Raw genomic sequence first — 26,736 nt, forward strand, 5'->3', positions numbered from 1 at the left:
ATTCCGGATCGCCGTCGTCAATCAAGTATCCGCCCCACCCTGTCCAGCAAAAGTGAAGTGTCGGATTCATAAAGGAGCATTCCGGTGGGATAACACCGGAATGCTCGATCTCGTTACACTGGTTTGGACTCAATCCGCGTGGCATTGTTTCACTCCATGCTCCGGGCAGTCCTTATGATAGCGCAGCACAGTCTTCCACTTCCGCTTCCCCGACTTCTCGTGGAGGAGGAACTGGTCGAAATCGATGCGCTTTTCTTTGGGAACGACCCCATGGCAGATGCACGGGTCATCGGCCTGTTCGTTGGTGACAGTCTCACTATTCATCGCCGGAAACTATAGACAATCTGGCTTGACATTGCAAGGACAAACGTCTAGCGAGACTGTCACAAGAAGGAGACACCATGCAGTATCGCCATGGCCACGCAGAGGTTTTCGCCGAAGGATTCGGGGAAACCGCAGAGTTCACAATTATGGCCTCCGGCAAGGCCTTCAAGTCCCTGATCGACGGCCTCTACAGCCGCAAGGTCGAGGCGGCTGTCCGTGAGCTTTCCACCAACATGTTCGATGCCCACATCGCTGCTGGCGTGATCCAGCCTTGTGATGTGCATCTGCCGTCCACACTGTCGCCGCTATTCTCGATCCGCGACTTCGGCACGGGCATGAGTCATCAGTTCATGATGAACCGCTACACCACGCTCTTCGACAGCACGAAGGACGGGCAGGCGAGCGCAGCCGAGGACACCACGACCCCGGCGAACAAGCAGGTTGGAATGCTTGGCCTCGGCCGCATGAGTTTCTTCGCCTACACCGATAGCTGCTCGATCACGATCTGGCAGGACGGCACGGTGCGTCACTATGTCGTATCCATGGGCAAGGGCGGCGCGCCCAAGATCGACTATGCCGGTAGTGCCGCGAGCGATGAACCCCGTGGCACGAAGATCGAGTTCGCGGTCAAGCAAAAGGACATCGACGAGTTCCGCCGGTCCGCAATCCGCGTATTCAAAGGGTTCCCGCTGCTGCCGAACGGCTTGCCGATGGATGTTGTCACGGCGCTGACCGAGAAACCCTCTCATGTCGGACCATTCTGGAAGGCCTACCCCGCTTCCTATCTGCCGGACGGTGGCTTCTACGCCAAGCAGGGCTGCGTCCTCTACCCCATCGACCTGTCACTGGTATCGGCCGCCAACCTCGACGAGGATGAGACGGACGCGATCACGATCGAGGAGAGCGTGCGGTTCAAGGGCGTCCCCAAGGAACTGCACCCGTCCCGCGTCGCGGAGTTTCAGGCGCTTTCCGCTAACCTGACCGTCGTCCTCGATTTCCCGATCGGAAGCCTTGAGTTCGACGTGTCGCGGGAGCGTCTCGCCTACACCGATGACACCGTTATGGCGCTGCGCCAGCAGTGGATCAAGTTCGTCAAGAGCCTTGACGCCACCTATGAACGCACCTTCGCCAAGTGCGGCACCGAGTTCGAGCAATTGCAGCAGGCGAAAGGCCCTCTGTTCGATGGGCTGGGTGTGCTGTTCACCCGGACGAGCTATTCCTATGAGGCTGAGGTTCTCAACGAATATCTCGCTACCTGCTTCGCCAAAGATGGCACCGAGCGCGGCTTGAAGCCATTGGCGAGCGTCATTCAGCGCCACGAGGGTCAGCCCTATTATCTCGTCTACAGCTACCAGACTTGGAAGACGAACGGCGCTCCGAAGAAGCACAACGCCTTCCTGAACTCGGTCATGATCTACATCGACGAGGACAAGGGGAAGCGGGCGCGGCAGGCGAAGAAGATCATCCAGCACTGGCTCAACAACGAGCAGGAGCAGTATGAGCGGGCGTTCATCATCAACAAGCGTCGGCTCAGTCCACGCTTGCACAAGGCGATGGGCCGCCCGCCGGTCGTGCGGCTGTCATCACTCCCAGACCTCCCAGCCAACATCACGGCCAAGCCGCGTGGTGGTAACAATGGCGGGGGCGGCGCGTTCCACCGTATCAAGCTCATCACTCCCAACCTGACCACGGCGGGCGCTGAGAGTGATGCCGATTATGCAGGACATCTGTTTGCCTTCATGAACAAAGGTCGGGTCGAAAAGCCGGACAATGATTATTCGGCGCGCGTCCATGGTCGGACGGTCTATCCTGACTATGCGGTCGAGGACGTGATGCTGATCCACCAGCTTCTCAAGCGGACCACCGGCCAGTCGATCTCCTTCATCAACACCCGATCGAATGAGCCGCTGACCAAGTGGGCTGACTATCCGCTGTTCTATGGCTGCATCGACGACCTGCCCCAGATGATGAGTGATGGCGATGTCCGCCAGTTCATTGCGATCCTCAATTGGGACCGGTTCGAGCGCAGCGATTTGGCCTACGCGCTGCAAGCGTTGAAGGTCAAAGACGGTGAACGCAATCCGATCACTGATCTGAAACGGTTCAACAAGCGCCGCCGGTCTATGCCTGTCGATGATCAGACGATGTGGTTCATGTTCCTTATGAACGACAACTTCAAGCACCACATCGGACCAATCATCGACCGCGCCGTCGCCATGGGTCTGGAGGTTCTCCCTCCCCGCGTGGAAGACATGCAGCACCACGGCTTCTTCATCAAGCAGGAGGAGTTCGTCACCCCCATCTTGCCAAAGCGCTGGATGAAGGTCGCGAAGGTCTGCCGCACCGTCAACAACAACAAGCAATTCATCCATCAACTCCTGAAAGATTACGCCTCATGCTGAGTTTCACCATCGGCCGGAGCACGATCACCGTCTTCATCGACGGGAGCATCGCGACTATCGATGACAGTCACGCCAACTATGTGCCACTTCTCGCTGAACTTCGGAAGCCCCCGGAGGAGCGCGACCTGATCGCGATCGAGAAGTTCTCGACCATCAAGAAGATGCTGGCGTCGATGAATTTCGGCCCGGTCACCGTCACCGAGGTCGAGGTATTGTTCGAGGGCTCACCGGTCGGCAGCTATCTCGCCAAGCGGATGCTGGAAATCTTCAACGACGGCATCGACATCACTCCCTACGCGGCCTTCATGGTCAACGTGTTGAAAAACCCGGCGGGCTACATCCATCAGGAACTCTATGAGTGGATGGAAAAGGCGCAGTTGCCCATCACGCCCGATGGTCATTTCATCGCCTTCAAGAAGGTCCGGCGCAACTACAAGGATTGTCATTCCGGTCTGTTTGACAATTCGGTCGGCACGCTTCTGGAGATGGACCGGGAGGCCTGCGACACCAACCGGCACCGCACCTGCTCGACCGGATTCCACTTCTGCTCGGCCAGCTACCTGCCGCAATTTGGCGGTGAGCGAGTGATGGTCGTCAAGATCAATCCCGCCGATGTGACCTCGATCCCGTCCGACTACGCCTTCGCGAAGGGGCGCACCTGTCGCTACGAGGTCATCGCCGAACTGTCGGCGCAGTCTGAGGCCTACAGCAAGGCGTGGAGCGCTGCGATCGTGGACTTCGAGAACCCGGCGGAGCTTCCGCTGACGGTGCTGCAGGTGCCGGTCGAGGCGAGCGATCCAGATGAGATCATCCAGACGACGGTGATGCCGCCGGAGAAGATCGTCAAGCAGCGTTCCGTCAAGAAGATGGATGTCGCCGCCGAGGTCAAGGAAGCGGTAAAGAAAATCCCCGCTGCCGTTCAGGGCAAGACGTTCACCACCAGTGACAACCGCGTCTTCACCAAGAAGCAGGTGAAGAAGGCCATCGCGGATAATGTCTCGAACCGTGGAGCCGCACGGGCTCTGGGCATCGGCGAGTCCACCCTGCGGGGCTGGATCAAGAAGCTCTGATGGGCACGGTCCAAGTGGCCGTCATGGGGCCGGAGGGGAGCGGGAAGACCTCTCTCCTCAACCTCTTGCAAAAGGCCCTCCTCGATCTGCCGGGGCGGACTGCTGACAGCGGGTTCCGCCTCCTCAACCTCAACACGATCGAAATGTTCACGGTAGTGATCGACGATCCAGTCGCCTTTGCGAAGGCCGTGGAGTCCCTTGATGACTGAAATTGCGCTGCAACTGATCTGCTACGTCGCAATTTGTTTTGCGCTGCTGGTGGGGCTCCGGGCGTTGCTCCACCGCGCGCCGCGCCGCCTCCTGCCCCTTGTTCCTTTTCGAGGCGTTATTGAAGAGCCCTACCGGGATCGCACGAGCTATCGGGTAGTGGTGCCGGAGGAGGAGACCATGGGCATGTGTCCGATGGAAAAGTTGCGCCTCGCCAATGCCATGCTCACTTGGCATTTCACCATGCGTCAACAGTGACCCTCGACGACATCCTCCCGATCGCCGTCCTCGTCTGCGTGCTCGCAGCCACGCTTCTCTCGATCGTGTCACCGACCAGCCGCCAGCGCTGATCCCTACCCTACCCTGCCCCCGCCAAGGCGCGGCAGCGTGTGAGTCCTTACGTTGATCATTGAACTTCTCGACGGTTTCTACACCGCAACCTGCACCATGCAAGAGCGTGACCTCCCGCGTGAAGCTGGGTTCACCTTCGACCGCCTACACACCCGGAAGTGGCGGACCAAGGACTGGAAGCGCGCTGCGACGCTGATCGACTATCTGGATGACTACGCTTACTCCATCGTCAAACCGCTCCTAGACGCTCACGAGGCGGAACTAAGCGCGTCTTATTCCATGTTCGCCGATGCGGACATTCCCGTCCCCTACATGACGAACCACAAGGGGGAGGTTCTCGACTACCTCCCCTATCAGAAGGCAGGCATTCTCTACGCTCACCAGCGTGAGGACACGCTGATCGCCGACAGTCCGGGTTTGGGTAAGACGATTCAGGCGATCGGCCTGATCAACTATGAGGGGATCACTTCCGGCATCATCATCTGTCCGTCGAGCCTCAAGCTCAACTGGAAGAAGGAGATGGAAAAGTGGCTCGTGGACAAGAGCCTTACGGTTGGCGTCGCCTACGGTAACGACATCCCGGACACCGATTTCGTCATCATCAACTACGACATCTTGTGGCGCAATAGGGACGCGCTTTGGGCGGAACATTGGGGTATCCTGATCGCCGACGAGGCACAGTTCGCGTCCAACCCGAAGTCGAGCCGGACGAAGGCGATCTTCGGCGAGTGGTATTACGACAAGAAGCTCAAGCGCGAGGTCCGCAAGAAGTGGGCCAATCCCAAGATGAAGATCATCCGGAAGGTCGCGGGCCTGCTGCGTGCCAACAAGCGGCTCATGCTGACTGGCACACCGATGATGAAGCGACCGATCGACATGTGGCCGATCATCCGCGACTTCGACCCAGAGGAATTGGGCAAGTCCTATGAGGGATTCGCGTATAATTATTGCGACGCCTACGAAAACGGTTTCGGTCTCGATGTCACCGGCGGCTCCAATCTGGAGGAACTGAACGAGAAGCTCCGCAAGAGTTTCATGGTGCGTCGTTTGAAGTCGAACGTCTTGAAAGACCTCCCTGAAAAGACACGCGAGGTCGTGGTTCTTCCGCCTGAGGGCTTGAAGAAGATGATCAAGACCGAGCGCGACAAGTTCACTGATGCGTTGGCCATGCTCGACGCGGTGAACATCGGTATCGACTATAAGCCGAAGATGGCTCTCGAAGAGGCTGACCCCGGCCTCATGCTCGATACGATGACCACGATCCTGCGCGGCGACTTCGACCGGGAGGCGCTCGGTGAATTGTCCGGTGGTGAAGTCGAACCGGGCTTTGCAGCCTACTCCGAGGCGCGACATAACCTCGCCCTGTCGAAGGTGCCGATGGCGGCCGAGCATATCAAGCGGCTTGTGGATTCCGGTGAGAAGGTGATCGTCTTCGCCATTCACACCGATGTCGTCGCGGCGATCCGCGAACAGTTCCCCACGGCCGCCCGCATCGTCGGTGGTATGACACCCAAGAAGGTGGAGGCCGAGAAGCTCCGGTTCCAAGGCGACAAGGACCTTGGCATCGAGCCGGAAGAGGACTGCAATGTCATCATCGCCAACATCAAGGCGGGCGGCACCGGACACACGCTGACCGAAGCCACCGTCGTGGTCTTTATCGAAATGTGGTCGGTGCCCGGCGACATGGAGCAGTGTGAGGATCGCGCCCACCGGATCGGCCTCGAACACAATGTTCTCATCCAATATCTCGTCGTCGATGGAACCATGGACGCCATGACCATCAACACCCTCATCCAGCGCATCGACATGATCCAGCGTGGCGTGGACGGTCCCGAACCAAACGGCGTGAATGATAACGAGCGCCAGCAGAAGGAAGTAGCGTGAGCGGCGGTAAGACGATCGTCATCCTGAACGAAGGACACCAGCAGGAATTGCAGCGGCGTGCCGCGCTGACGTTCGCGATGCATATTGCGGGCGACGGCGTTTCGCACTGCTCTCGTTGCCACAACGGCAGACGACTCCACGGCGGACAGGCCTGTCACTGTGGGAGGCGTCGATGATCCGCCACGGTGAAGCGCCCTTCCTCGAATGCAGCAGCGCCGGTGACCGCCGGTTCAGCGCTTTCTATGCTCGCGTCAACGGGAAGACGATTGAGCAACAATATCAGGCCGCGAAGGTCTTTCGCAATGGTGACACCGGTCTCTCCGTCAAAGAGGCCAAAGGCTTTCGGCCAGTCAATGTCGCGGAGGTCAGCAAGCTCTACGCGGACCTGTGGGATCAATATATCGCGGAGCATCCCGATCTTCTCCCCATCATCGTCAACGCCACCGGCCTGTCGGACAAGTTCGGCCGAAAGGGCGGGGTATGTCAGGCGACAGAATTGTGGCGCATCCGCGCCCATCACATCACTCCCAAGGAGGCATATGAAGCAAGTTAAACACCCTTCGCATGTCACGCGGTCGTCAGACGCATCGACTTACGATGAAGTCTGCACAGCCTGTGACGCAACAGACATCGCAGGTGGTGGGTGGGGTGCGCTTGCCCTCCCGTGTCCGCAGGCAAAGGAACAAGGAAACAGCGTGGACACCTCCTACACCATCGCGCCCCTGACGGACGAGCAGGAAAAAGAACTCAGCCGCATTCTCGCCAATTGTCCTCCCGGTCCCCTGCAGGCCTGCTACGGCCGCGCTGCCAAGGGCTATGACTACGAGATGAAATCGTGGCCGTGGTTCTATCGAGAGATGATCGCCGGTCGGAAGAAGCACGACATGCGGGACAAACGCAAGCGGTCCTACAAGGTCGGCGACCGCGTGCTGCTCCGCGAATGGGACCCTCGCTCCGGCTCCTATAGCGGCGAGCAGTGCGTGTTCGAGATCACCTACATCACCAGCAACGACAGCCCATGTGCGCTATCGTCGGGCGGGCTCGATCGCAATATGGCGATCCTGTCGATGTCGCCAGTGATGGAAACCATGCAGTGACGCTCACGGACGAACAAACCGAGAAGCTGGTAGTGATGACCGGCGACGCCGAAGCGGCAGTTCGGGAGCTTCGCGACAAGCTCTATCGCTCTGAACGCGGTATCAAGGCCGCTCAATGGTTCGCTGCCCATGGTGATCCCAAGGAACTGCGGATTTCCACCCACACAGCGTCAGGTTGCACCGGCTACAAAGAGGCGATGATCTACCTCAACGATCTGTTCCAGACCTTCGCTGCTGACATGATGCTTTCCGCGCTGGAGAACGCAGGCGCGGACATGGACGCCATTCGACACGATCCCAAGTGACATTTTGACTTGACACACAGCGATCGTGTGTCTATCAGAACCTCACCTAGTAAGGACCTCCCCAACATGAGCCAGTTTCCTCCCCTTCCGGGGACTCCGCGTTTTGCGGATGCCGTCCGCGCGCCTGTGCGCCCTGACTGCAGCTTCCCCATCGCGGATGCAATCCAACTTCCGAAGGGGCGCATGTTCGTCCCGCTCGATCCCCCTCACCCGATGAACGTCTTCGACATCGAGTATATCGCGCACAGCCTTTCGCTGCAGTGCCGGTGGATGGGCGGCACGTCGAACCTCGCGACCGGGGAGCCGGTCCTGTATTCGGTTGCCCAGCATTCGGTCATCGTCTCCGATCTGGCCAACATCGGCCGCTCCAAACTCGTGCCCGGCGCAGATTGGGAGAAGATCGCCAGCCCGGCTCTCTACGGCCTGATGCACGACGCGAGCGAAGCCTATCTCTGCGACGTGCCGCGCCCGCTCAAGCCCGCCCTCGGCGGCTATTACGACTATGAGAAGGCGTTGATGGCGGCGATCCTCGCCGAGTTCAACGTCCCGACTTCGCCGGAAATCTACGAAGCCGTGCGTGCCGTGGACAATGACATGATCTTCCTCGAACGCGACAAGCTCATCGGCGTGCCGCCGGTGCCTTACAGCAACGAGAACGACCATCCGGGCAAGACGATCGATGAGGTCGTTCCGGAGTTCTATTGCTGGTCGCCGAGGGAGGCCAAGCAGCGGTTCCTCGACAAGTTCGCCGAGTGCAAGGTCTGGGACGGCCACCACGTTCCGCTTGAATATGCGAAGCGGGGGTATGGCCTGTGAGTCAGTTCACCCTCTCTACAAACGTCAAGGTCAACGGCCAGTTGGCGATCGTCCGCTCGGAGTTCGAGTGCTGGTTGGATACTCCGACCGAGGAGTTTGACCAAATCGTCGAGCGCTTCATGCGCGCTGTCGCGTTGGTGGAGTGCATGAAAAAGCCGCTGTGGCGACGCGCTCTTGGCTGGCTTTTTGGAGGTTGTCGATGACTGGCCTCTCCGGGGTCAGCGCGATGAGTGCTGCAGAATATGATCTGCAGTATGAGCCGATCATCACCGATAGCGCGACCGACGATCCCGAACTGGCGGACCTGCTCCGTCGTCGGGAAGCGGCACGCCGCGATGCCGCCATGCTCGGCGGATCGGGCTATGACCGGATCGAGGCAGACTTCTACCCCACTCCGCAGGAGAACGTGGACTGTGCTCTGACCCACGTCATCCCGCAGGGGAAGATTTGGGAACCAGCATGTGGTCGAGGCGACATCGCCTTGCGCCTCATGCACTTCGGCTATGACACATGGTCGAGCGATCTGCACGATCAGGGCTTCGGTGCGGCGGGCATGGACTTCTTCGCCCAGACCGCGTTGCCCAAGTGCGGCGGCGAGCCCATCCGCTCGATCTGGACGAACCCGCCCTACGCCACCACGCCCGACTATCCCAAGGGCATGGCCGAAGCCTTCGTTCGCCATGCGCTCGATCTGACCGAGCCTGTCAAGGGACAGGTCGTGATGTTCCTCCGCAACGAGTTCGACTGCGGCAAGGGACGGATGGACCTCTTCAACCTCCCGCCGTTCCACAAGAAGATCGTGGTCACGAAACGGCCGCGCTGGATCGAGGGCTCCACCGGATCGCCCCGCCACACCTACGCTTGGTTCATCTGGGACTGGCGTCACATCAAGGGTGCGGCCTCCATCGTCTATTCTCACCCCAGCAAGGTCTCGCCCGTCCGGGCGTCCTGACAAGGCTTTTCTCCAACATGGAAATCAACCAGCTTTATGAAGCGATTGCTCAAGAAGGCAGTCAGCGCGCTGCTGCTCGCGCTCTCGGTATGCCGGAATCAACCCTCCGGCTTCACCTCAAGCGCGCTGCGTCGGCTCCCGACACCGCCCCGCCAGTCCAACTCCCCCTTGAGTTCCGGTCCTACCGATCGCCCAAGCCCGTAGTCTTCGAGCCGCTGGGCGATCGACCACGCTACTTCATCCTGTCTTCGGCGCAGGATGGGTCGGAAGTCCATGAGAGCTTCCTGCAGTCGTTGAAGACCTATGCGGAGTGGTTGGAGAACTGCGAGATCATCATCTCCGGCTTCACCTACAACAAGGCGCTGTTCGAAGATCACGACAAGCGGTCGGAGGGCGTGTATTACGCCGCAAGCATCGACGATTACATCGTCCACGATCGTATCAACATCGGTCCAAAGCTAGTGTTCTGCGGCGAGATGAACACGCTGCCCACGGCCGTCCAGCCGCTGTCGGGTTTCGAGAGCTACACCCGCGACAAGTGGGGTATCTTCCCGCACGTCAAGGTGCAGTTGAAATCGATCCCCACCGCCAAGAACGCGCTGTCAAAGCAGATCATGACCACGGGCGCGGTCACCCTGCCCAACTACGTGCGAAAGAAAGCCGGGATCAAGGCCACCTTCCATCACGTCGTCGGCGCGGTGCTGGTCGAGCTTCTTCCGAATGGGACGTTCTTCTGCCGCCATCTGCTGGCCGACAGCCTCGACGACGGTTCGTTCTACGATCTCGATCGTCACATCACTCCTGAGGGCGTCACGCAAGGGCACCGCGTAGAAGCGCTGACCTATGGCGACATCCATCACGAGAAGCTGGACGAGGAGGTTGCCGAGGCAACTTGGGGATACAGCGTCTCGGAGCGCGTCCGCTGGTCGGAATCGAATTGGGATAACGACCGGGAAGATCGGGACAACGGTATGATGCCGCTGATCTACTGGCTGCGCCCGAACTACGAGTTCTACCACGACCTCTCGGACTTCGCGCCCCGGAACCATCACAACATCAAGGACCATCACTTCCGGTTCAAGACGCACGCACATGGCACTGCCAATGTGAAGTCCGCCTTGCTGGGGTGTGCCAGCTTCCTGTCGGAAGTCGTGCGTGATGACTGCATGGCCGTCGTCGTGGAATCCAACCACGATCAGGCATTGGTCAAGTGGCTCAAGACGGCCGACTATCGAGATGACCCGGAGAACGCGACGTTCTTCCTCGAAATGCAGGCCAGCTATTATCGCTACCTGTCGGCGGGCAACGACAACCCGCCGGTGTTCGAGGACTTCCTTCGCGAGAATGGGGTGCCGAGTGATGTGGTCTTCGTCAATGAAGACTCCTCGTTCGTAATCTGTGGCGACATCGAATGTGCAATGCACGGTCACCTTGGTGCCAACGGCGCGAAGGCTTCCCCGGCGGCGTTCACTCGCATGGGCATGAAGTCCAACACCGGTCACACCCATAGCCCGTCGATCACGGACGGTGCCTATATCGGCGGCGTCTCCGGCAAGATGGACATGGGCTACAATCGCGGCCTGTCGTCGTGGGCGCACGCTCATATCTGCACCTATCCCAACGGCAAGCGCACGATCCTGACCATGATGGGCGGCGGCTTCTTCGCCGACCAGATCGGTGAGCGCTGGATGGAGGCCGCTTAATGGCATCTGACATTCTCGAAGAGGCTACGAGCCTGCAAAAGTGCGCTCTCGATCTGCTGGTCGGCGAGAAGCTCGGTAGCGGATCGACGCGGCGGGTTTTTGCCCTGCGGCACGATCCGTCGCGGGTGATCAAGCTGGAATACGCTTCCCGCGTCTTCTGCAACGTCGCGGAATATGAGCTTTGGAACGAGGTCAAAGACACCGATCTCGCCAAGTATTTCGCGCCGGTGATCGACATCGACATCTGGGCTGGTGCGCTCATCATGGCCCGCACGCAGCCGATCACGCAGCAGCAGTTCGAGAAGGAGGTGAAGGAAGTCCCCTTCTTTTTCACCGACATCCATTGGGCCAATTTCGGTCGGCTCAAGGGCAAGATCGTCTGCCACGACTATGGCTATCACGACGTGCTCAAGGCCGGGGTCACCCGCAAGCCCAAGCTCATGAAGATCAACCAATGACGACATACGAGATGCACACCGTCGTCTCCGACATGCTGCTGCCGCTGAAATTCGCGGCGGTCGCGCTGGTCGGCTTCCTGCTCTTGTTCAAGCCGGATGATGATCCCCCTGCCTACACCTAAGGTCTGGAACCTCCGCCACAAGAACCACCCAAAGTCGGCGGTCTATTGTGGCCGAGGCTCCCCTTACGGGAACCCTTACATCGCCGGTCAGCACGGCAGTCGCGACATGGTTTGCGACAAGTTCGAGGAGTTCGTGCTCCCCGATCTCGATGTGTCCGCCCTCCGGGGAAAGGACCTCCTGTGCTGGTGCGCTCCCCTTCGCTGTCACTGCGACAGTATTCTGCTCAAGGCAAACGCTCCCGTGAAGCTCGCTCCTCCGAAGCATCGTATCCTCGTCTTTGACGCTGAAACCGATGGCCTGTTGCATCAGGTCACCACGGTCCACTGCGTTGTCGTCCGCGATTATGACACCGGCCAGCGTTGGGTCTTCCGCCGTAACAAGCGCGAAGACACGATCCATAAGCTGTTCGCCCTGCTCGACAGCGCGGAGACGATCATGGGCCACAACATCGTGGCCTACGACATCCCGATGCTGGAGCTTCTCTTCGGCTGGCAACCGCAAGCCCGCATCCGCGATACGCTGGTTCTCGCCCGTCTCCTGTTCCCCGATCAGAAGGACAAGGATTTCCGGCTGTTCGAGCAGCAGAAGATCGACGGCAAGAACATCGGCAAGCACACTCTCGATAGCTGGGGCCAGCGCCTTGGCATGTATAAGGGCGACTACAAGAAGAAGAAGGAAGAGGAGGCCCTTGCTCGCGGTATCGCAAAGGATACCGATGAGATGCGTCAGTATGTCTGGGGCACTTGGACCCCAGAACTCGAAGAATACTGCGTCAACGACGTGGACGTGACTTCACTCTTGGTCAAGATGATCGAGAGCCGCGAAGCTGCACCTTCCGCTGTGTTCGTCCAGCACCGTCTCGCTGACCTGATGGCTCGCCAGCAGGAGAACGGCTTCATGTTCGATGTGGAGCGCGCTGACATTCTCGCCGGTGCGTTGGAGAAGGCGCGCGGCGAACTGGAAGCCAAACTCACGATCGAGTTCCCCGGCCGCTATGTCCCGGAGAAGAGCATCAACGCGCCGCCGGTCGGTCGTAACGCCACCGGCGACGCCTTCCCGGACTTCGGGATCGATGATGACGACATCGACGCTGTGCGTTGGTGGGGCGTTCCCAAGCAGCGGACGACCACCAGCCCGAAATACAAAGATCCGCTGAAAGCGCGGTGGGACACTGGCTCGTGGTTCACGCCGATCAAGTGGCAGGAGTTCAACCCGCGCTCGCGTCCCCAGATCACGTCGCGCCTGCAGGATATGGGCTGGGAGCCGGAGGACGAGGACTACACCGAGAAGGGTAACGTCAAAGCTAACGACGTGATCCTGCGACGGATCATGGATCGCTTCCCCGTCGCCGAGCATCTCGCTGACCTGATGGCCGTAAACAAGCTGATGGGCCAGTTGAAGGACGGTAATCAGGCTTGGCTCAAGGTTCAGGTAAATGGATTCATCCACGCCTACGTCAATCCATGTGGCGCGGTTACGACCCGTGCGACCCACGCCTTTCCTAACTTGGCGCAGGTCCCGGCGGTTAAGTCGAAGAAGGTCCGCGTCGGTGATCTGATCGCCGCCTACCCCGGCTGCTACGACGGCATCGTCAAGGCTACCGCGATGTGGGGCAAGCAGCCGGTCGTCCTCAAGGACGGGTGGCAGACGATGGACCCGGACGAGAAGGTCACGGTCAAGCTGCTCGGTCTCAAGGGCGGCTGGGGTCTGGAATGTCGTTCTCTCTTTGGCTGTCCGGAGGGCTGGCTGCTGGTCGGCTCCGACTTGGCAGGCATCGAGCTTCGCTGTCTGGCGCACCGCATGGCGCGCTACGACGGCGGTGCCTACGGTAAGGTGCTGCTGGAAGGTGACATCCACTCCGAAAACCAGACGCTTGCCGGGCTTGACAGTCGCGACACGGCCAAGACCTTTATCTACGCCTTCCTCTACGGGGCAGGTGACGAGAAGATCGGCAAGATTGTGTCGCCGTTGGCACCACCGCATGTGCAGGCCAAGATCGGTAAGGAACTCAAGGCCCGCTTCCTTCGCAACCTCCCGGCGCTGAGCCGCGTCATCCGTGACACCCAGCGTGAAGCGAACCGGAAATACATCACTGGTCTGGACGGCCGTCGCCTGTTCGTTCGCTCTAAGCACGCTGCTTTGAACACCGACTTGCAGGGGATGGGCGCGACGATCGCGAACTGGTGGATCATCCTGCTCGAAGACATGCTGGCCACGGCCGGTTACGAATATGGCTGGGATGCCGACTTCGTGTTCTGCGCGTGGGTCCACGATGAGGTCCAGATCGCGTGCCGTGAGGAGCACGCAGCCGACATCGCCCGCATCTGCATCGAAGCTGCCAAGGCCGCAGGTGAGTTCCTCGATTTCGAACTGCCTGTCGAAGCATCGGCATCGACCGGAATCACATGGATGCACACGCACTAAAGTGACAGTTTAGCTTGACATTTGGAGATAGTCTGCTACGTCAGAACAACTCTCCGACATTTCAAGCGAACCCGTTTCGCCCAGCCCGGCGGCTCCCATGCCGCCGGGCGATCCTCCCCTTTTGCTTGAGAGATTTCATGAACCCCATCGTGTTGTCCCAGAACTATTACCCCAATACCGGGGCTGGTGGTCTGGTCTATATGATCGCGACCGCTGTGTCCGCGATCATCTCGCTGACCCTCTACTTCACCGGCTGGGTCGCTATGCCGCTCTGGGTCGCGCTGCTGCCGATCATCCAGATCGTCCTCCGCTCGTGGCTCTACACGCTGATCCACAACGCCATGCACAGCGCGCTGCGCTTTGCGGACAACGACTGCCGCCTCGACGAGATCGTCGTGAGCGGCTCGGTCGAACCGTCGATCCTCACCGCCGACGCCTTCATCTCGAAGGCTCGTGGCGAATGAAGTTCCTCTTCTTCGACACCGAGACCACCGGTCTCCCGCTGCGCTCGGAACTGCTGAGCAATCCGTCGCAGCCTCACGTCACCCAGCTTGGCTTCATTCTGGAAATCAACCGGACTGACGCCATGGTGGTGGATACCCTCATCACTCCCCAGAACTGGACGATCGGGGCGAAAGCCCGCGAACTGACCGGCATCACCGAGGACATGTGCTACGAAAGCGGCATCCCCATCGCTGATGCGGTCGATCTGTTCATGATCGCGGCCGAAAACTGTGATTTCATCGTCTGCCACAACGTGGCCTTCGACCGCAAGCTCATGGCGATCGAGCACGCCCGGCTCAATGCCGAGCGCAATCCCTACTCCGTCCTGTGTGGCAAGCCAACGCTCTGCACGATGGAGAAGACCACCAACATCCTCAAGCTGCCCAAGAAGGACAACCGGACCAACTTTAAGTGGCCCAAGTTGTCGGAGTGCTATCAGTTCTTCTTCAATGAAGAGTTGGAGAATGCTCACTCGGCAATTGTGGACATTCAGGCAACACGCCGCGTCTTCAACTTGCTCGTCGATGAAGGTTACTTCGACGAGGAGTTTGCAGCGTGGGAAGAAGCAAAGGCTCTCGCCGCATGAAGACCTTCACACAGGAAATGTTCGGCGTCCACGCCATCGGTCTGGATGGCACGCCGCTGCTCTCCGCCGCCATGGCGACCGACCCAGAAGCGACCGAGGTCATGGACCAGATCAAGGACATGATGCGCCGTCTTCTGGGCTCCAAGATGTCCGACGATGAAGTCGCCGTCGTCAGTCGGTCGCTTCTGTCTCTCCAGACCGTCCCGGTCACGGTGACCTACCAGATGGAGGCCTGATGAGCTTCGAGGGCAAGCTCCTCAAGATCAACCCGAAGCAGTCCTTTCCGTTCGGCGCGCCGTTCGAGATCAAGGACGGCTTCAACGGGCCGATCCGAGGGACGTGGTGGTATCGCGACCGCCACACAGGGCTGCAGGGACCGTTCAAGAGCCAGTTCCTCGCCACCAACCACCAGCAGCATAACGGCACCGTTCATCCTTGGCAGGATGCGACCCGCATGTGGTGGTGGACCGACCCCAAAGGCAACAACCACGGGCCTTTCATCCATCTCGCCGAAGCCGACGCCTTTGCCGTCGCCTATTGGCACAACGAACCGGACCCATCCGCAGCATGATCTTCTATCCCACCCTCTTTGAGGCGTCGTCCGCGCGTCAGGTCGAATGGTGCGCCGCCGCGCCGATGAGCCTGTCCTATTTCAGCAACGAACTTGGCGGCGAGGCCGGTGAGGTTCTCGAACTCTGGGAGGAGATTTCCTCCGTGCCGGACGAGGACACCTACGCCAATCTGGCCGACGAGCTTGGTGACGTGGTGATCTGCACCATCAACATCGCCATCAAGACCGGCATCACTGTCAAGGGATACGCCCTTCCTTCCGAAGATGTCAGCACGTCCACCTTGTTCATCGGCCTCGGCGCGGATGTCGGTGTCGCCCAGAACATCGTCAAGAAGCTCGAACGCGAGCAACTTGGCCTCGTCGGATCGCGAGCGACACCGAACGAACTGATGCAGGCGCTCAACACGGTTTTGGTGACGGCCTATACCTTGGCGGGGCGTTTCGACATCGATCTGGAAGCCGCCACCCGCGCCAAGTTCAACAAGACCAGCAGCAAATACGGCCTGCAAACCATGGTGCTGCACTGATGGACACCCGCATCGACAAACTCCTCACGCTGGTGATCGAGGAAAGCTCCGAGGTCATCAAGGAGCGCTGCAAGATCGCCGACTCCGGCGAAGACTTCGTGCCCTATGCCGATCAGGGGCGGACCGCCACCAACCTCGACAACCTCAAGACCGAACTGGTCGATCTCCACACCGTCCTTGGAATCCTGATCGCCAATCCGGACTTCATCACGATTGGCGAGTTCGTCGTGATGCGGGAGGCGAAGCTCGCCAGCCTGCGTAAGCACCGGCCTTGGATTTTCCAAACCTCCCTGTAAATACAAGGAAATCAACAACATGCGAAAGATTATGTTGGCGGGCACGCTGCTCGCCGCAACCCTCCTTGCGTCCTGCTCGGATGCGACGGGCGCTGATCGTGCGGTGCGTGCCATGGGCTTCACCGACGTGACGACCACCGGCTACCGCTTCACTGGCTGCGGTAAGGACGACGATCAGTCCACTGGTTTCACCGCACGCAATCCCCGTGGTGAAATGGTGTCGGGCGTCGTCTGCTCGAATTGGTCGCCCTTCGGTAAGACCTCGACCGTTCGGATCGACTGATATGGCGGCGCTCGACTTTAACAACCTGTTCGAGGCCTTCTCGGCAGGTGAGGAAAAGGTGTGGAAATACGACCGCACCTTGTCCCTCGGCGCTTCCGAAGTCTTCACCTGTCTCCGCAAGAACTTCTTCAAGAAGTTTGGCTACGAGGCCGATGACGATCATGAGCAGGATTGGGGCGCGGCGCGGCGCGGCGACGTGATCGAAAACAACGTCGCGGTCCCGGCCGTGATGGGTATCCTCAAGGGCACCGACGCCAAGCTGATCTACGCCGGGTCCGATCAGGAGACCTTGAAGAAGGGTCGTCTGTCGGCAACGCCGGACGGTCTGGTGATCGATGCCGACGACGATGCACTGGCGCAGCTTGGTATCCCCTCGCTGCTAGGCACTGGTGAATTTGTCGTCGAGTTCAAGAGCTTCGATCCCCGCTCCAACATCAAGGAGGCCAAACAGGTCCACGTCGGGCAGACGCAGGTCCAGATGGGGCTCATGCACGACCTGACCGACTATCGGCCGAAGTTCGCTGTGATCATCTATTTCAACGCGAGCTTCCTGTCCGACATCCGGTGCTACCCTGTCGAATATGATCCCAAGGTCTATGCCAAGGCGATCGAGCGGGCGAAACTCGTCTATGCGACGCAAGAGCCGACTGAACTGATGGCCGAGGGCAAGATCACCGGCGACTGTGCGCTCTGCGAGTTCACGGAGGAATGCGCCATCGCACAGGGCGAACTCATGCCCAAGGTCAAGGCGAAGAAGCTCCCGGCAGATGTCCTTGATCGGCTGGCGGTGCTGGCCGAACGTCAGCGGTCGCTTGCGGAGATCGAAAAGACCGCCAAGCAGGACAAGAAGCTCGTCGATGAGGAGATCAAGGAAGCGCTGCGTGCGGCGAACACCAAGGGCGCAGGCGATGACCGCTTCTCGATCTCGATGTCGTGGCTCAATGGCAAGAAGTCCACGGACCTCCTCGCCATGGCGGCTGACGGTATCAAGATCGAAGATTACCAGAAAGAGGGCGCTGGCTTCGAGCGTCTGGTCGTGAAGATCAAGGAACCAGTCGGATAGTTTTCTTCACCTCCATGTGTTATTTTAACTTGACACATGGAGGTGATCTGGCTACTCAGACCACCTAGCCGATGCAAACCACTCAGCGAACCGGCCCTGAGTTTTCCCACCGCCAACCTGCCTCCCTGAAAGGGACCCCCATGAACATTGTGAAGATTACCCTTCTGCGCCTTGTGGCGCGGAACATCCAGTCGCTCGTCGATTTCATCACCCTGCTCGACCAGCGCTTCGACGATTTCGTCGCCGAGCAGGAAAAGGTCATCAGCACCCTGAACAATCATCAGTCGATGGTCGATCAGGAATATGCCGACGCCACGAAGAAGATCGCTGACAAGCTGGCGACCGCCGCGCGCGACGCCCAGATCGCGAAGAACATGAAGGCCGCGCTGCCCACGGGCACGACCGCCGCCTGATTTCGTGTCCGTCAGGGACGGCCTGACGGACACTCCCCTGTGATAGCGACAGTTTCGCTATAATCCCCACCCTCAGGAGTAAATATGGGACAACTCGTTCCTTCGTCGGGCGCGTCCACCGCCCTTGCCGCTTATGGCGGCGTCAACCCGTGGGCCGAAGCGGCTCGCGATGTGGATACCGGTGCGTATCTCAAGTTCAACGGCAACACCGGCGACATCACTTTCGGCTCCGATGACGAGGAACTGCCGGTCGGTTCGCGTATCGTCGTGGACATGCACGGCCTCCAGTTCGGCTGGACCTGTTGGGTCGAAAGCCAGGTCGAGGAGGAAATCCTCAAGCTGGTCACCGAAGGCAAGCCGCCCTTCGAGCATGAGTTGAAAGACCATGGTCCCTATGACGATCCCGACGACGGCTGGCGCGAGTCCGCCGCGTTCCCGGCGGTCCTGCTGGAATATGGCGAAGACGCCAATCATGAGACCGTGGGCACCAAGCTCCTGTTCAAGACCTCGACCGGCGGTGCCGTTCGCTCGGTCAAGAAGCTGTCGGGTGCTTATGGCAAGCTGTTCACCCAGCACATGGGCGAACTGCCGATCGTCGAACTGCAGACGGAAAGCTACATTCCCAAGCAGAAGAAGCACGGCAAGAAGTGGTCGTTGCTCTTCAAGATCGTCGGCTGGATCAGCGAGGATGAACTCGCTGGCCTCACGCTCGGTGCCGACGAAGATGAGCGCGACTATGCGCCCGAACCGACGCCTGCTCCTGCCCGTGCCGGTCGTGCTGCTGCTGCCGCCGACGAAGAGCCTGCTCCGCGTCGCCGCGCCGCCGCGCCAGTCGAGGAGCCGGTGGAAGAGCCTGCCCCGGCTCGCCGTGGTCGCGCCGCGCCGCCGGTCGATGATGAGCAGGAAGAAGCACCTGCTCCGGCACGTCGCGGTCGCGCCGCTCCGCCGGTTGAAGAGCCGGAGGAAGAGCCCGCTCCGGCCCGTCGTGGTCGTGCCGCTCCGCCGGTCGAAGAGCCGGAGGAAGAGCCCGCTCCGGCACGTCGTGGCCGCGCTGCGGCTGCTGACACCGCCCCCGCCGATGAAGATGACGGCGAGGTCGCCCCGGCCCCGCGTGGTCGTTCGGCCGGGCGCGCTGCGCCGTCCGCTCGGATGCGTCGCTTCGACTGATCTGGTGGAGGGGCCTCGTGCCCCTCCCCTTTTTTCGGGATATTCCAATGCAGTTTTTCGATCGCCTGCCAAAGGCACACAGCACCGGTGAGTTCCAGAAGGCTCCCGGTGTCTCCATCGACGGCACCTTCTGCAACAACGCGCTGATCAATGTCATCCATGGCGAGAATGTGCCCGTCAAGACCTACACGGTTGGCGTGAACGGCCGTGGTTCGTTGGTCATGGAAGAAGGCGAGTTCCGCGATCTATTGGCTGCTGCTGCGCTGTTGTTCGACAGTCGCCAGCTTGGCTACGTCACGCCCGCGTGATGCAGCACGCCCTCATCATCAGCTTGTTCGTTGCTGGCTTCGTAGGGAAGGCTCTCTTCGATCGCTATTTCGGCGTCCGCGCGGCGAGCGAATTGGTGGTGAGGGTCCTCATCTTCCCTTTCTACGCCGTCCACCTTCTTTCGACCGCGCTGCTCCAAGCAGTTCTGTGGGTCATCACCGGTGACCCCTCCTACTTCGAGAAAAAGCCTCTCCGGCGTTCTTGAAGGCGCTGGCGCGCGAAGGCGGCTGTGGCCGCTCCAGATAAAATAGGATCACTATGTCCGTAACCCTGTCGTCGCAGCAGGTGTCCGGCGTCAAGAAGATCGTGAATTGGTTCAAGAACGACACTGCCATCAAGCAGGTGTTCGTGCTGGCGGGTTTCGCCGGGACCGGTAAATCCACGATCCTGCCCGACATCATGAATGAACTTGGCCTCACGGTCGCCGACATCGCCTTTTGTGCGCCCACCGGCAAGGCCGCCAAGGTGATGGGTGAAAAGCTCCGGGCACAGGGCTTCACCAACGCATATCCTTCGACCGTCCACTCGCTGATCTATCAGCCCAAGATGCAGAAGGCCGAGGTGCTGGAGAAGCAGCTTGAGGAGGCCAAGACACAGTGGATGGCGCTCAAGACAGGTGCGGCCGATCCTCCCCCTGCTAACCTGCGGATGGAACTCAAGGAGCAGGAGCGTAAAATCCATATCCTCGAAAAGGATTTGGATCGCGCCTACACCATGGACGATCTGCGGTTCTCGCTGAACCCTGATTCCAAGCTCATCACTGACGACAAGAAAATCATCATCCTCGACGAAGCCTCCATGGTCGGTGTCGAGATGGCGGAAGACCTTGCGTCATTTGAAATCCCGGTCCTCGCCATCGGCGATCCCGGCCAGCTTCCGCCAGTCGGCGATGAACCGGGCTTCCTTAGCGGGACGCCTGACTTCTTCCTGACCGAAATCCACCGGCAGGCGGCCGAGAACCCCATCATTCGGCTTGCCACGATGGTCCGCAAGGGCGAGCGCGGCGACTATGGTGACTATGGTGGTGGGGTGATGATCATCCGGCCGAAGCAGGACGAGTTCAGTCTCGATCTTGCGCGTGATGCCCAGATCATCTGCGGCACCAACAAGCGCCGGTGGCAGCTTACGTCCAAGATCAGGAAGGCTGCTGGCTTCGGCGGACTGACGGCACCGCAGGCGGGCGAACCGCTGATCATGTGCAAGAACTCCAAGATTCATCCGGCGCTGGTGAATGGCACCTCCATCTTTTCCGCGTCCGATCACGACGATCTGGAAGAGGGTTCTGCCCGTTTCATCCTCGACATCAAGGACGAGGAAGGCGCGGCCAAACGCCTGTTCACCTATCAAGGGTTGTTCGAGGAACACCTCAAACGCGAGAAGAACTGGTCCTCGGCGTCCAAGCAGGCGGCGTTCAAAAGCCGGATCACAGATCACAGTGTCGATTTTGGCTGGGCGATCACCTGTCACAAGAGTCAGGGTTCGCAGTGGGATGAAGTGATCGTCCACGACGAATCATGGGTGTTCAAGGAAGCCGCAGACCAGTGGCTTTATACCGCGATCACACGCGCTGCCGAACGACTCATCATCGTCGCCCCGGAGTGATTCGGTGATTTTGGCGGAAGTTTCTTCCTCTGTGAGCGGAAGTTTCTTCCGCTAGAATCCGCAAATCCTACCTCCGCATGATATTGAAAAATAACGGCTTTTGTTAGAGGCGAAGCGACACCGTAAACAACCTGTTAATAGCGGGTTCCATCGGTTCATCGATAATTTCACACGTTTCATCTCAAGCACTGGACAGGCAAACAAGAAGGATTTAGACGAAGTGACATCGACACCAACACTCGTCGGCTTGATCGGCCGAAAGGGGAGTGGGAAAGATACAGCGGCTGCAACGCTGCTGGGGCAGGGCTACGAGAATGTGAAATTCGCCGGGGCCTTGAAGACGATGATCCGGGCTTTGCTCGCCTATCAGGGGGCCGATCCGGACACGATCGAGAGGATGATCGAAGGCGATTTGAAGGAAGAGCCCACGCCATATCTGGCGGGCCGTTCTCCCCGACACGCCATGCAGACCTTGGGGACCGATTGGGGTCGCAAGCTCATGCACGAAGAATTTTGGGTGGAGGTTACCAAGCCGCTGCTCAGGAATGGGAAAGTCGTGGTCACTGACGTTCGGTTTCTGAACGAGGTGATGGAGATCATCGAATTGGGTGGCGTCCCCATCGGCGTCGAAGCGGAGTGGCAGAAGCCCACGCCGGGGGAACATGAAAGCGAGGCTTTGATTGACGGATTGATCTCGGCTCTGCCGGACACCCAAAAAATCAAGAACCGGGCCGCTCGTGCTGGTGAGCAGGTCGCCCGCGTCATTCAGGAATTTCAGAGCCGCTTCCTCCAGAAGCTCGCTGCTCTCGCATAAGAAGGGGTCCGCATTTGCAGTCCGCAGTCGTCATCAAGCATAGCATCGGTCAGGACGCTCCTGAACTGGTCACCGTCGCCCTCACCTACCCCCGCTTTATCCACGCCGAGTTTATGACTCATCGGCGGTTCAGTCGCAACGCTGCGTCGTCTCGCGCCATCCCGTTCCTGCGTATGTTGGCCGACATTCGTGCCAACATGGCTCTTCCCGCCGAGTGGCGGATGGAAGAGTCCGGTATGCAGGGTTGGACCAAGGCCGGTGATGAGCAGGTCCGGCAGGGTGAAGCGATCGTCCGCGACATGTTCGAACATGCTGCCAAGGGTGCCGCTGATCTTGCGAACCTTGGCTTCCACAAGCAGCATGTCAATCGCTACCTTGAGCCGTATCAGCACATCCGCACGCTGGTCACCACGTCGCTCACCCAGAACTTCTTCGGCCTGCGCGATCATGGCGACGCTGATCCCACGATCGCCGCCTTGGCGGTGGCGTGGAAGGATGCTCTGGCCAACTCCAAACCCCAGCATCTGCGCGATGGTGAGTGGCATCTGCCCTACATCGACGGAGCGGTTGACTATGACCGCGCTGCTGACTGGTTCTACGCCAAGCATGGTCGCGTCATCTCCGGGCCTGAACTGCTGGAAACGCTCAAGAAGATTTCGGCCGCCCGCTGCGCCCGTGTCTCCTATGTCGGGCACGACGGCAAGCCGACCTCGATCGATGCTGACTTCAAGCTGTTCGAGCGTCTGATCACGGCTGACCTTATCCACGCCAGCCCGACCGAACATCAGGCCAAGCCGGACTTCCTCCTGCGCAAGGGCGAAAAGCCCCGCTGGATGAACCCGGAGCGTCACGGGAACCTGTGGGGCTGGCAGCAGCACCGCAAATTCATCGCGAACGAGGACCTCGACTTCCCCATCGCCGCGTAGGATTTTTCCTCTTTCCTACATGCGAACAAACTGAGAACATAACCGCATTCACCGAATCACAAGGAGCTTAGATTCATGGCCAAGATTACCCTCACCCTGACCGACCTCGACATCACCACGGGTGAGTTCCGCTACGAAATCAGCGCTGAACAAGACGCCGCAGAGCCGAACCTCATGACCGGGGCGAACGTCGCCGGTGCCTTCCTCCGCTCGTTCGTTCAGTCGCCTGAGTTCGGTCAGAGGGTGTGGGCCTTTGCCGAACAGATCGTCGAACAGAACAACGACATCGACCCCACCTCCCTCCAGATTATCAACCCCGACCGCCGCCCTGAGGCGCTCGCTGCATAAGGAGTCTCATGCTCTACAATCTTCCCAATGGTTCACAGACCACCTATCCGCCGTTCGTGGCGGCCTTGGTCAAGCCGGGCGATGCGATCCTTGCGACGCTGACCCCGGATAAGGCCGACGCATGGCACATGGCCTCCTGCATCCCCGGTGAAGCCGGGGAACTGTTCACGCCGCTGCGTGATCATGACATCGGCGGTCGGAAGCTCGATCGCGAGAATTTGATCGAGGAACTCGGCGACATCGAGTTCTATGTGGAAGGCCTGCGCCGGATTACCGACATCCTCTATGAGGAAACGATCCCTGACGATCTGGTGGTCCTCGCCTCGGACTACACCTACCTTCCGCAGACGGCGGCAGATGTGTTCGATGTCGTCAAGAAGTGGGTGATCTACAACAAACCGCTCGATCGCGCCGCCCTTGTGCATAAGCTCTACCTGCTGGAGACCGTGTTGGCCGCGATCCGCGAGGCCTGCGGCATCAGTCGCGCGGAAGTGCTACAGGCCAACGTCACCAAGCTCGGCGTGCGCTATGCCAACCTCGCCTATTCCGACGCCGCTGCTCAGCAGCGTGCAGACAAGACGATCCACTAATGAGTTGGAACCCCGAAGCTGCACTGATGCGGCAGCAGCGCGAAAGACAGTTCAAGCGCATCTGGCGGCTGGGCTGTGCCGGTCTGATCGTCGTCGGGCTCGCCGGGCTGTCGATCCTGTGCGCGATTATCGTCGCGTGCTGGAAATATATCATGTCGTAATCCGGCGCTTTTTCGTTGACTCCGAGTGACAGTTTCAATAGTCACTCGGAGCAACAGGAGACATTATGACCGACCTCGAAATTCAAGCCAAGCGTATCGGCGAAATGATCGCCGACTTCTTCTTGGCCGTTGCCGAGAGCATCACCGGCCAGCGGTTCCGCGCCGCCTGATGCCCCTCCCCGGCTATCATCTGAGCGAAATCCCTCGCGGCGAGTTTGGCGAACCCTCGAAGATTATCGAGGAGGCTATGGAACTCGCCGACGCTCATTCTCAGGGCGCACGCATTATGGCGTTGGTCGAACTGAGCGATCTCGTCGGCGCAGTGGAGGGATACCTGCGCCGCCACCATCCCGGCTCTTCGCTGGACGATCTCATCACCATGGCCGCCATCACTGGCAGAGCCTTCAAGAACGGACACAGGTCGGCCCGATGAATAACCTATGCCTTAAATTTGTGTTCGCGTCGTGCATCGGCGTCGCCCCGTCTCTGATTGCTTGGGCTCTGGTCAGCTTCACATTTTGGCAGGCCTATCCGGTTGCGGATTGGCCTAACTCCGCGCGCTTTGTCGCCGGAGCGGCCTACGCAATCCTTGGTGGCATCGCCCTCTACGTTCTCAAGGACGATTGATGAACATCACACCCAAGATCGATTATGCCCTGCTTGGCGAGGCGGTCCAGTTCTACAAATCGCTCGGCTATGAATATCGCGAGGTGCCGTGGGTCGTCCCCATGGCTGCGATCGACGCCACCCTTCCTGCCGATAGTCCGCGCTTCGTGGTGACCGTCGCTCGCAATGGTATCGAAAATGTTTTTGACCTTCCTCTGGTAGGCTCCGCCGAGCAGGGCTTCATCACGCTCGACTTGCCTCCCGGCCGATATGTCGGTGTGACGCCCTGTTTTCGCGTCGAGGATCAATACGACATCCTCCGCCAGTCGATGTTCATGAAGGTCGAACTGTTCGACAACACAGGGGAAGACCCCGACTACGAACCAATGGTGGTTGAGGCTCAACGCTTCTTTCGTGTGCATGGCCTCAAGGCCGATCCGGTTCAGACAGACATTGGCCACGATCTTATGGCGGATGGTATCGAGGTCGGCTCGTATGGTGTGCGATCTCATGACGGTAAGGTATGGGCCTATGGCACCGGTCTTGCCCTGCCGCGCTTCTCTGTCGCCAAGGCATTCCAGAGCATCGTGAACTGATGGACACCAGCTACGCGCGCTTCCACCTCAAAATGGCGGCAGACGGCTTCCTGCTTATCGATGGCACGATGGCCGAAGGACCTATGGTGCAGGTCGTCAATAATGCATTGTCGGCGTGCAAGATGCCCACGCTCGATCTGACCATCCTGCGTCGTTATGAAGGTGGGCAGACGTTCACCTACGACATGGGTAACAAAGGCACCCACATCCACATCGAGATCGCAGTCCTCTCCGATCCGGGTGTTCCTCCACAACCAGTTGAGCGCCGCCACGCAGTGTAGGTGTCAAGATATTTATCTGGCACTCCACCAGATAGATTTGTTGTTTTCCACGTCATGATTGTGTATCATGGCTGTCCCCTTGCTCTCCTCTCCACGAGTAAATCCCCACCTATGCCCGTAAACCCGAACGAGGTCGTTATCGACCTTGGGCGTGATGGTCGCTTGACCCGTCACGCCCTCGAAACCCTTCAAGACCGATACCTCGTTGGCGATGAGAAGTCGCCGCAAGAAGCCTTCGCCCGCGCCTGTGCTGCATTTGGTGATGACGCCGCTCATGCCAACCGCCTCTATTCCTATGTGACGCGCGGCTGGTTCATGTTCGCCACCCCGCTGCTGTCCAATGGCGGCACCGGCCGTGGTCTCCCCATCTCCTGCTTCCTGAACTACATGCCCGACAGCCGCCGGGGCATCATCGACCATTATGAAGAGACGGCCATGCTGTCGTCGGTCGGTGGTGGTGTGGGTGCCTATATCGGCGACTTGCGTTCGCTGGGCACCAGCACGTCGAAGGGCTCGGCCACGTCCGGCGCGCTGGCTTTCACCGTTCCCATGGATCGCTGGATTCTTGCCTTCTCACAGGGCAAGACGCGGCGCGGTTCCTATGCCGCCTATCTCGATGTCTCGCATCCTGAGATCGAAGAATGGCTGGAGATGCGGAAGCCCTCCGGCGGCGATGCAAACCGCAAGGCGCTCAACCTCCACAACGCGGTCAATCTGACCGACGACTTCATGAAGGCCGTCCGTGCCGACGCCATGTTCCCGCTGGTCGATCCTAAGACCAAGCAGGTGACCAAGGAGGTCCACGCCCGCACGCTCTTCCGCAAGATGGTCGAGGTCCGCAAGCAGACTGGCGAGCCCTACATGGTGTTCATCGACACCATCTGAAGCGCCCCGGGTTTCCAGGAGGCTCCAACTTGTGAGAAGGAGCATCCGTTATGAGCAAGACAACCAACAAATTT

Annotated in this window: 38 protein-coding genes; 37 read left to right on the forward strand and 1 reads right to left on the reverse strand. The window is 59.5% G+C overall.

Annotation, left to right across the window (positions count from 1 at the left end; translation table 11 throughout):
* Positions 1-129: 129 nt before the first annotated feature.
* On the reverse strand, positions 130-324 hold the full coding sequence (locus tag V2I08_RS07575; protein WP_349634547.1) for a hypothetical protein: 195 nt from the start codon (positions 322-324) through the stop codon (positions 130-132).
* A gap of 77 nt (positions 325-401) precedes the next feature.
* Between V2I08_RS07575 and V2I08_RS07580 the strand changes: the two genes are divergently transcribed.
* The 37 genes from V2I08_RS07580 (at position 402) to V2I08_RS07760 (ending at position 26,662) form a co-directional block, all read left to right on the forward strand.
* Positions 402-2,726, forward strand: a complete 2,325-nt coding sequence (locus V2I08_RS07580; protein ID WP_349634548.1) for a hypothetical protein — start codon at positions 402-404, stop codon at positions 2,724-2,726.
* Positions 2,720-3,796: a helix-turn-helix domain-containing protein gene (locus V2I08_RS07585; protein ID WP_349634549.1), complete on the forward strand. Its 1,077-nt coding sequence runs from the start codon at positions 2,720-2,722 to the stop codon at positions 3,794-3,796. Before V2I08_RS07580 ends, V2I08_RS07585 begins: the two co-directional genes overlap by 7 nt.
* Positions 3,796-4,005, forward strand: coding sequence for a hypothetical protein (locus V2I08_RS07590; RefSeq protein ID WP_349634550.1), 210 nt, complete (start codon positions 3,796-3,798; stop codon positions 4,003-4,005). The genes V2I08_RS07585 and V2I08_RS07590 overlap by 1 nt, the downstream gene beginning before the upstream one ends.
* Positions 3,998-4,261 carry a hypothetical protein gene (locus V2I08_RS07595; RefSeq protein ID WP_349634551.1) on the forward strand — a complete coding sequence of 88 codons (264 nt, stop codon included), beginning with the start codon at positions 3,998-4,000 and terminating at the stop codon, positions 4,259-4,261. Before V2I08_RS07590 ends, V2I08_RS07595 begins: the two co-directional genes overlap by 8 nt.
* Before the next feature lie 144 nt (positions 4,262-4,405).
* A complete protein-coding gene (locus V2I08_RS07600) occupies positions 4,406-6,238 on the forward strand; it encodes a DEAD/DEAH box helicase (protein ID WP_349634552.1) in 1,833 nt (610 codons plus the stop codon).
* A 172-nt stretch (positions 6,239-6,410) separates the two neighbouring features.
* The gene (locus tag V2I08_RS07605; RefSeq protein WP_349634553.1) at positions 6,411-6,791 is read left to right on the forward strand and encodes a hypothetical protein; all 381 of its coding nucleotides are present in this window, start codon (positions 6,411-6,413) and stop codon (positions 6,789-6,791) included.
* A gap of 142 nt (positions 6,792-6,933) precedes the next feature.
* On the forward strand, positions 6,934-7,335 hold the full coding sequence (locus V2I08_RS07610) for a DUF3850 domain-containing protein (RefSeq protein WP_349634554.1): 402 nt from the start codon (positions 6,934-6,936) through the stop codon (positions 7,333-7,335).
* Complete coding sequence (locus tag V2I08_RS07615; protein ID WP_349634555.1) at positions 7,332-7,640, forward strand: hypothetical protein; 309 nt, start codon at positions 7,332-7,334, stop codon at positions 7,638-7,640. The genes V2I08_RS07610 and V2I08_RS07615 overlap by 4 nt, the downstream gene beginning before the upstream one ends.
* Before the next feature lie 66 nt (positions 7,641-7,706).
* Positions 7,707-8,456 (forward strand): hypothetical protein, encoded by a 750-nt coding sequence (locus V2I08_RS07620; RefSeq protein ID WP_349634556.1) that lies wholly within the window; start codon positions 7,707-7,709, stop codon positions 8,454-8,456.
* Positions 8,453-8,659 carry a hypothetical protein gene (locus V2I08_RS07625; RefSeq protein WP_349634557.1) on the forward strand — a complete coding sequence of 69 codons (207 nt, stop codon included), beginning with the start codon at positions 8,453-8,455 and terminating at the stop codon, positions 8,657-8,659. Before V2I08_RS07620 ends, V2I08_RS07625 begins: the two co-directional genes overlap by 4 nt.
* Positions 8,656-9,408 (forward strand): hypothetical protein, encoded by a 753-nt coding sequence (locus V2I08_RS07630; protein WP_349634558.1) that lies wholly within the window; start codon positions 8,656-8,658, stop codon positions 9,406-9,408. Before V2I08_RS07625 ends, V2I08_RS07630 begins: the two co-directional genes overlap by 4 nt.
* A gap of 17 nt (positions 9,409-9,425) precedes the next feature.
* On the forward strand, positions 9,426-11,111 hold the full coding sequence (locus V2I08_RS07635; protein ID WP_349634559.1) for a LysR family transcriptional regulator: 1,686 nt from the start codon (positions 9,426-9,428) through the stop codon (positions 11,109-11,111).
* On the forward strand, positions 11,111-11,569 hold the full coding sequence (locus V2I08_RS07640) for a hypothetical protein (protein ID WP_349634560.1): 459 nt from the start codon (positions 11,111-11,113) through the stop codon (positions 11,567-11,569). The genes V2I08_RS07635 and V2I08_RS07640 overlap by 1 nt, the downstream gene beginning before the upstream one ends.
* A complete protein-coding gene (locus V2I08_RS07645) occupies positions 11,566-11,691 on the forward strand; it encodes a hypothetical protein (protein ID WP_349634561.1) in 126 nt (41 codons plus the stop codon). Before V2I08_RS07640 ends, V2I08_RS07645 begins: the two co-directional genes overlap by 4 nt.
* Positions 11,669-14,116: a DNA polymerase gene (locus V2I08_RS07650; protein ID WP_349634590.1), complete on the forward strand. Its 2,448-nt coding sequence runs from the start codon at positions 11,669-11,671 to the stop codon at positions 14,114-14,116. The genes V2I08_RS07645 and V2I08_RS07650 overlap by 23 nt, the downstream gene beginning before the upstream one ends.
* 137 nt (positions 14,117-14,253) lie before the next feature.
* Positions 14,254-14,580: a hypothetical protein gene (locus V2I08_RS07655; protein ID WP_349634562.1), complete on the forward strand. Its 327-nt coding sequence runs from the start codon at positions 14,254-14,256 to the stop codon at positions 14,578-14,580.
* Positions 14,577-15,206, forward strand: coding sequence for a 3'-5' exonuclease (locus V2I08_RS07660; protein WP_349634563.1), 630 nt, complete (start codon positions 14,577-14,579; stop codon positions 15,204-15,206). Before V2I08_RS07655 ends, V2I08_RS07660 begins: the two co-directional genes overlap by 4 nt.
* Positions 15,203-15,442: a hypothetical protein gene (locus V2I08_RS07665; RefSeq protein WP_349634564.1), complete on the forward strand. Its 240-nt coding sequence runs from the start codon at positions 15,203-15,205 to the stop codon at positions 15,440-15,442. The genes V2I08_RS07660 and V2I08_RS07665 overlap by 4 nt, the downstream gene beginning before the upstream one ends.
* Positions 15,442-15,777 carry a hypothetical protein gene (locus V2I08_RS07670; protein ID WP_349634565.1) on the forward strand — a complete coding sequence of 112 codons (336 nt, stop codon included), beginning with the start codon at positions 15,442-15,444 and terminating at the stop codon, positions 15,775-15,777. Before V2I08_RS07665 ends, V2I08_RS07670 begins: the two co-directional genes overlap by 1 nt.
* Complete coding sequence (locus V2I08_RS07675) at positions 15,774-16,304, forward strand: hypothetical protein (RefSeq protein ID WP_349634566.1); 531 nt, start codon at positions 15,774-15,776, stop codon at positions 16,302-16,304. The genes V2I08_RS07670 and V2I08_RS07675 overlap by 4 nt, the downstream gene beginning before the upstream one ends.
* Positions 16,304-16,600, forward strand: a complete 297-nt coding sequence (locus tag V2I08_RS07680) for a hypothetical protein (protein WP_349634567.1) — start codon at positions 16,304-16,306, stop codon at positions 16,598-16,600. Before V2I08_RS07675 ends, V2I08_RS07680 begins: the two co-directional genes overlap by 1 nt.
* Positions 16,601-16,619: 19 nt before the next feature.
* A complete protein-coding gene (locus tag V2I08_RS07685) occupies positions 16,620-16,883 on the forward strand; it encodes a hypothetical protein (RefSeq protein WP_349634568.1) in 264 nt (87 codons plus the stop codon).
* 1 nt (position 16,884) lies between these two features.
* The gene (locus tag V2I08_RS07690) at positions 16,885-17,946 is read left to right on the forward strand and encodes a hypothetical protein (RefSeq protein ID WP_349634569.1); all 1,062 of its coding nucleotides are present in this window, start codon (positions 16,885-16,887) and stop codon (positions 17,944-17,946) included.
* Between the two features lie 140 nt (positions 17,947-18,086).
* Complete coding sequence (locus tag V2I08_RS07695) at positions 18,087-18,359, forward strand: hypothetical protein (protein WP_349634570.1); 273 nt, start codon at positions 18,087-18,089, stop codon at positions 18,357-18,359.
* Between the two features lie 84 nt (positions 18,360-18,443).
* Positions 18,444-19,526 (forward strand): hypothetical protein, encoded by a 1,083-nt coding sequence (locus tag V2I08_RS07700; RefSeq protein ID WP_349634571.1) that lies wholly within the window; start codon positions 18,444-18,446, stop codon positions 19,524-19,526.
* A gap of 47 nt (positions 19,527-19,573) precedes the next feature.
* Positions 19,574-19,834 carry a hypothetical protein gene (locus tag V2I08_RS07705; protein WP_349634572.1) on the forward strand — a complete coding sequence of 87 codons (261 nt, stop codon included), beginning with the start codon at positions 19,574-19,576 and terminating at the stop codon, positions 19,832-19,834.
* On the forward strand, positions 19,834-20,058 hold the full coding sequence (locus tag V2I08_RS07710) for a hypothetical protein (RefSeq protein WP_349634573.1): 225 nt from the start codon (positions 19,834-19,836) through the stop codon (positions 20,056-20,058). The genes V2I08_RS07705 and V2I08_RS07710 overlap by 1 nt, the downstream gene beginning before the upstream one ends.
* A gap of 137 nt (positions 20,059-20,195) precedes the next feature.
* A complete protein-coding gene (locus V2I08_RS07715; protein WP_349634574.1) occupies positions 20,196-21,455 on the forward strand; it encodes an AAA family ATPase in 1,260 nt (419 codons plus the stop codon).
* A 100-nt stretch (positions 21,456-21,555) separates the two neighbouring features.
* Positions 21,556-22,269 (forward strand): hypothetical protein, encoded by a 714-nt coding sequence (locus V2I08_RS07720; RefSeq protein WP_349634575.1) that lies wholly within the window; start codon positions 21,556-21,558, stop codon positions 22,267-22,269.
* Between the two features lie 14 nt (positions 22,270-22,283).
* Positions 22,284-23,195, forward strand: coding sequence for a hypothetical protein (locus V2I08_RS07725; protein ID WP_349634576.1), 912 nt, complete (start codon positions 22,284-22,286; stop codon positions 23,193-23,195).
* Between the two features lie 75 nt (positions 23,196-23,270).
* The gene (locus V2I08_RS07730) at positions 23,271-23,543 is read left to right on the forward strand and encodes a hypothetical protein (protein WP_349634577.1); all 273 of its coding nucleotides are present in this window, start codon (positions 23,271-23,273) and stop codon (positions 23,541-23,543) included.
* Positions 23,544-23,551: 8 nt separating this feature from the next.
* Positions 23,552-24,133 carry a hypothetical protein gene (locus V2I08_RS07735; protein WP_349634578.1) on the forward strand — a complete coding sequence of 194 codons (582 nt, stop codon included), beginning with the start codon at positions 23,552-23,554 and terminating at the stop codon, positions 24,131-24,133.
* Positions 24,133-24,294 (forward strand): hypothetical protein, encoded by a 162-nt coding sequence (locus V2I08_RS07740; protein ID WP_349634579.1) that lies wholly within the window; start codon positions 24,133-24,135, stop codon positions 24,292-24,294. Before V2I08_RS07735 ends, V2I08_RS07740 begins: the two co-directional genes overlap by 1 nt.
* A gap of 247 nt (positions 24,295-24,541) precedes the next feature.
* The gene (locus V2I08_RS07745; protein ID WP_349634580.1) at positions 24,542-24,727 is read left to right on the forward strand and encodes a hypothetical protein; all 186 of its coding nucleotides are present in this window, start codon (positions 24,542-24,544) and stop codon (positions 24,725-24,727) included.
* Positions 24,728-24,920: 193 nt separating this feature from the next.
* A complete protein-coding gene (locus tag V2I08_RS07750; RefSeq protein WP_349634581.1) occupies positions 24,921-25,496 on the forward strand; it encodes a hypothetical protein in 576 nt (191 codons plus the stop codon).
* On the forward strand, positions 25,496-25,777 hold the full coding sequence (locus tag V2I08_RS07755; protein WP_349634582.1) for a hypothetical protein: 282 nt from the start codon (positions 25,496-25,498) through the stop codon (positions 25,775-25,777). Before V2I08_RS07750 ends, V2I08_RS07755 begins: the two co-directional genes overlap by 1 nt.
* Before the next feature lie 162 nt (positions 25,778-25,939).
* Positions 25,940-26,662, forward strand: coding sequence for a ribonucleotide reductase N-terminal alpha domain-containing protein (locus tag V2I08_RS07760; RefSeq protein ID WP_349634583.1), 723 nt, complete (start codon positions 25,940-25,942; stop codon positions 26,660-26,662).
* Positions 26,663-26,736: the final 74 nt, after the last annotated feature.

The organism is Sphingobium sp. MK2, from assembly GCF_040170545.1.
GTDB lineage: Bacteria > Pseudomonadota > Alphaproteobacteria > Sphingomonadales > Sphingomonadaceae > Sphingobium.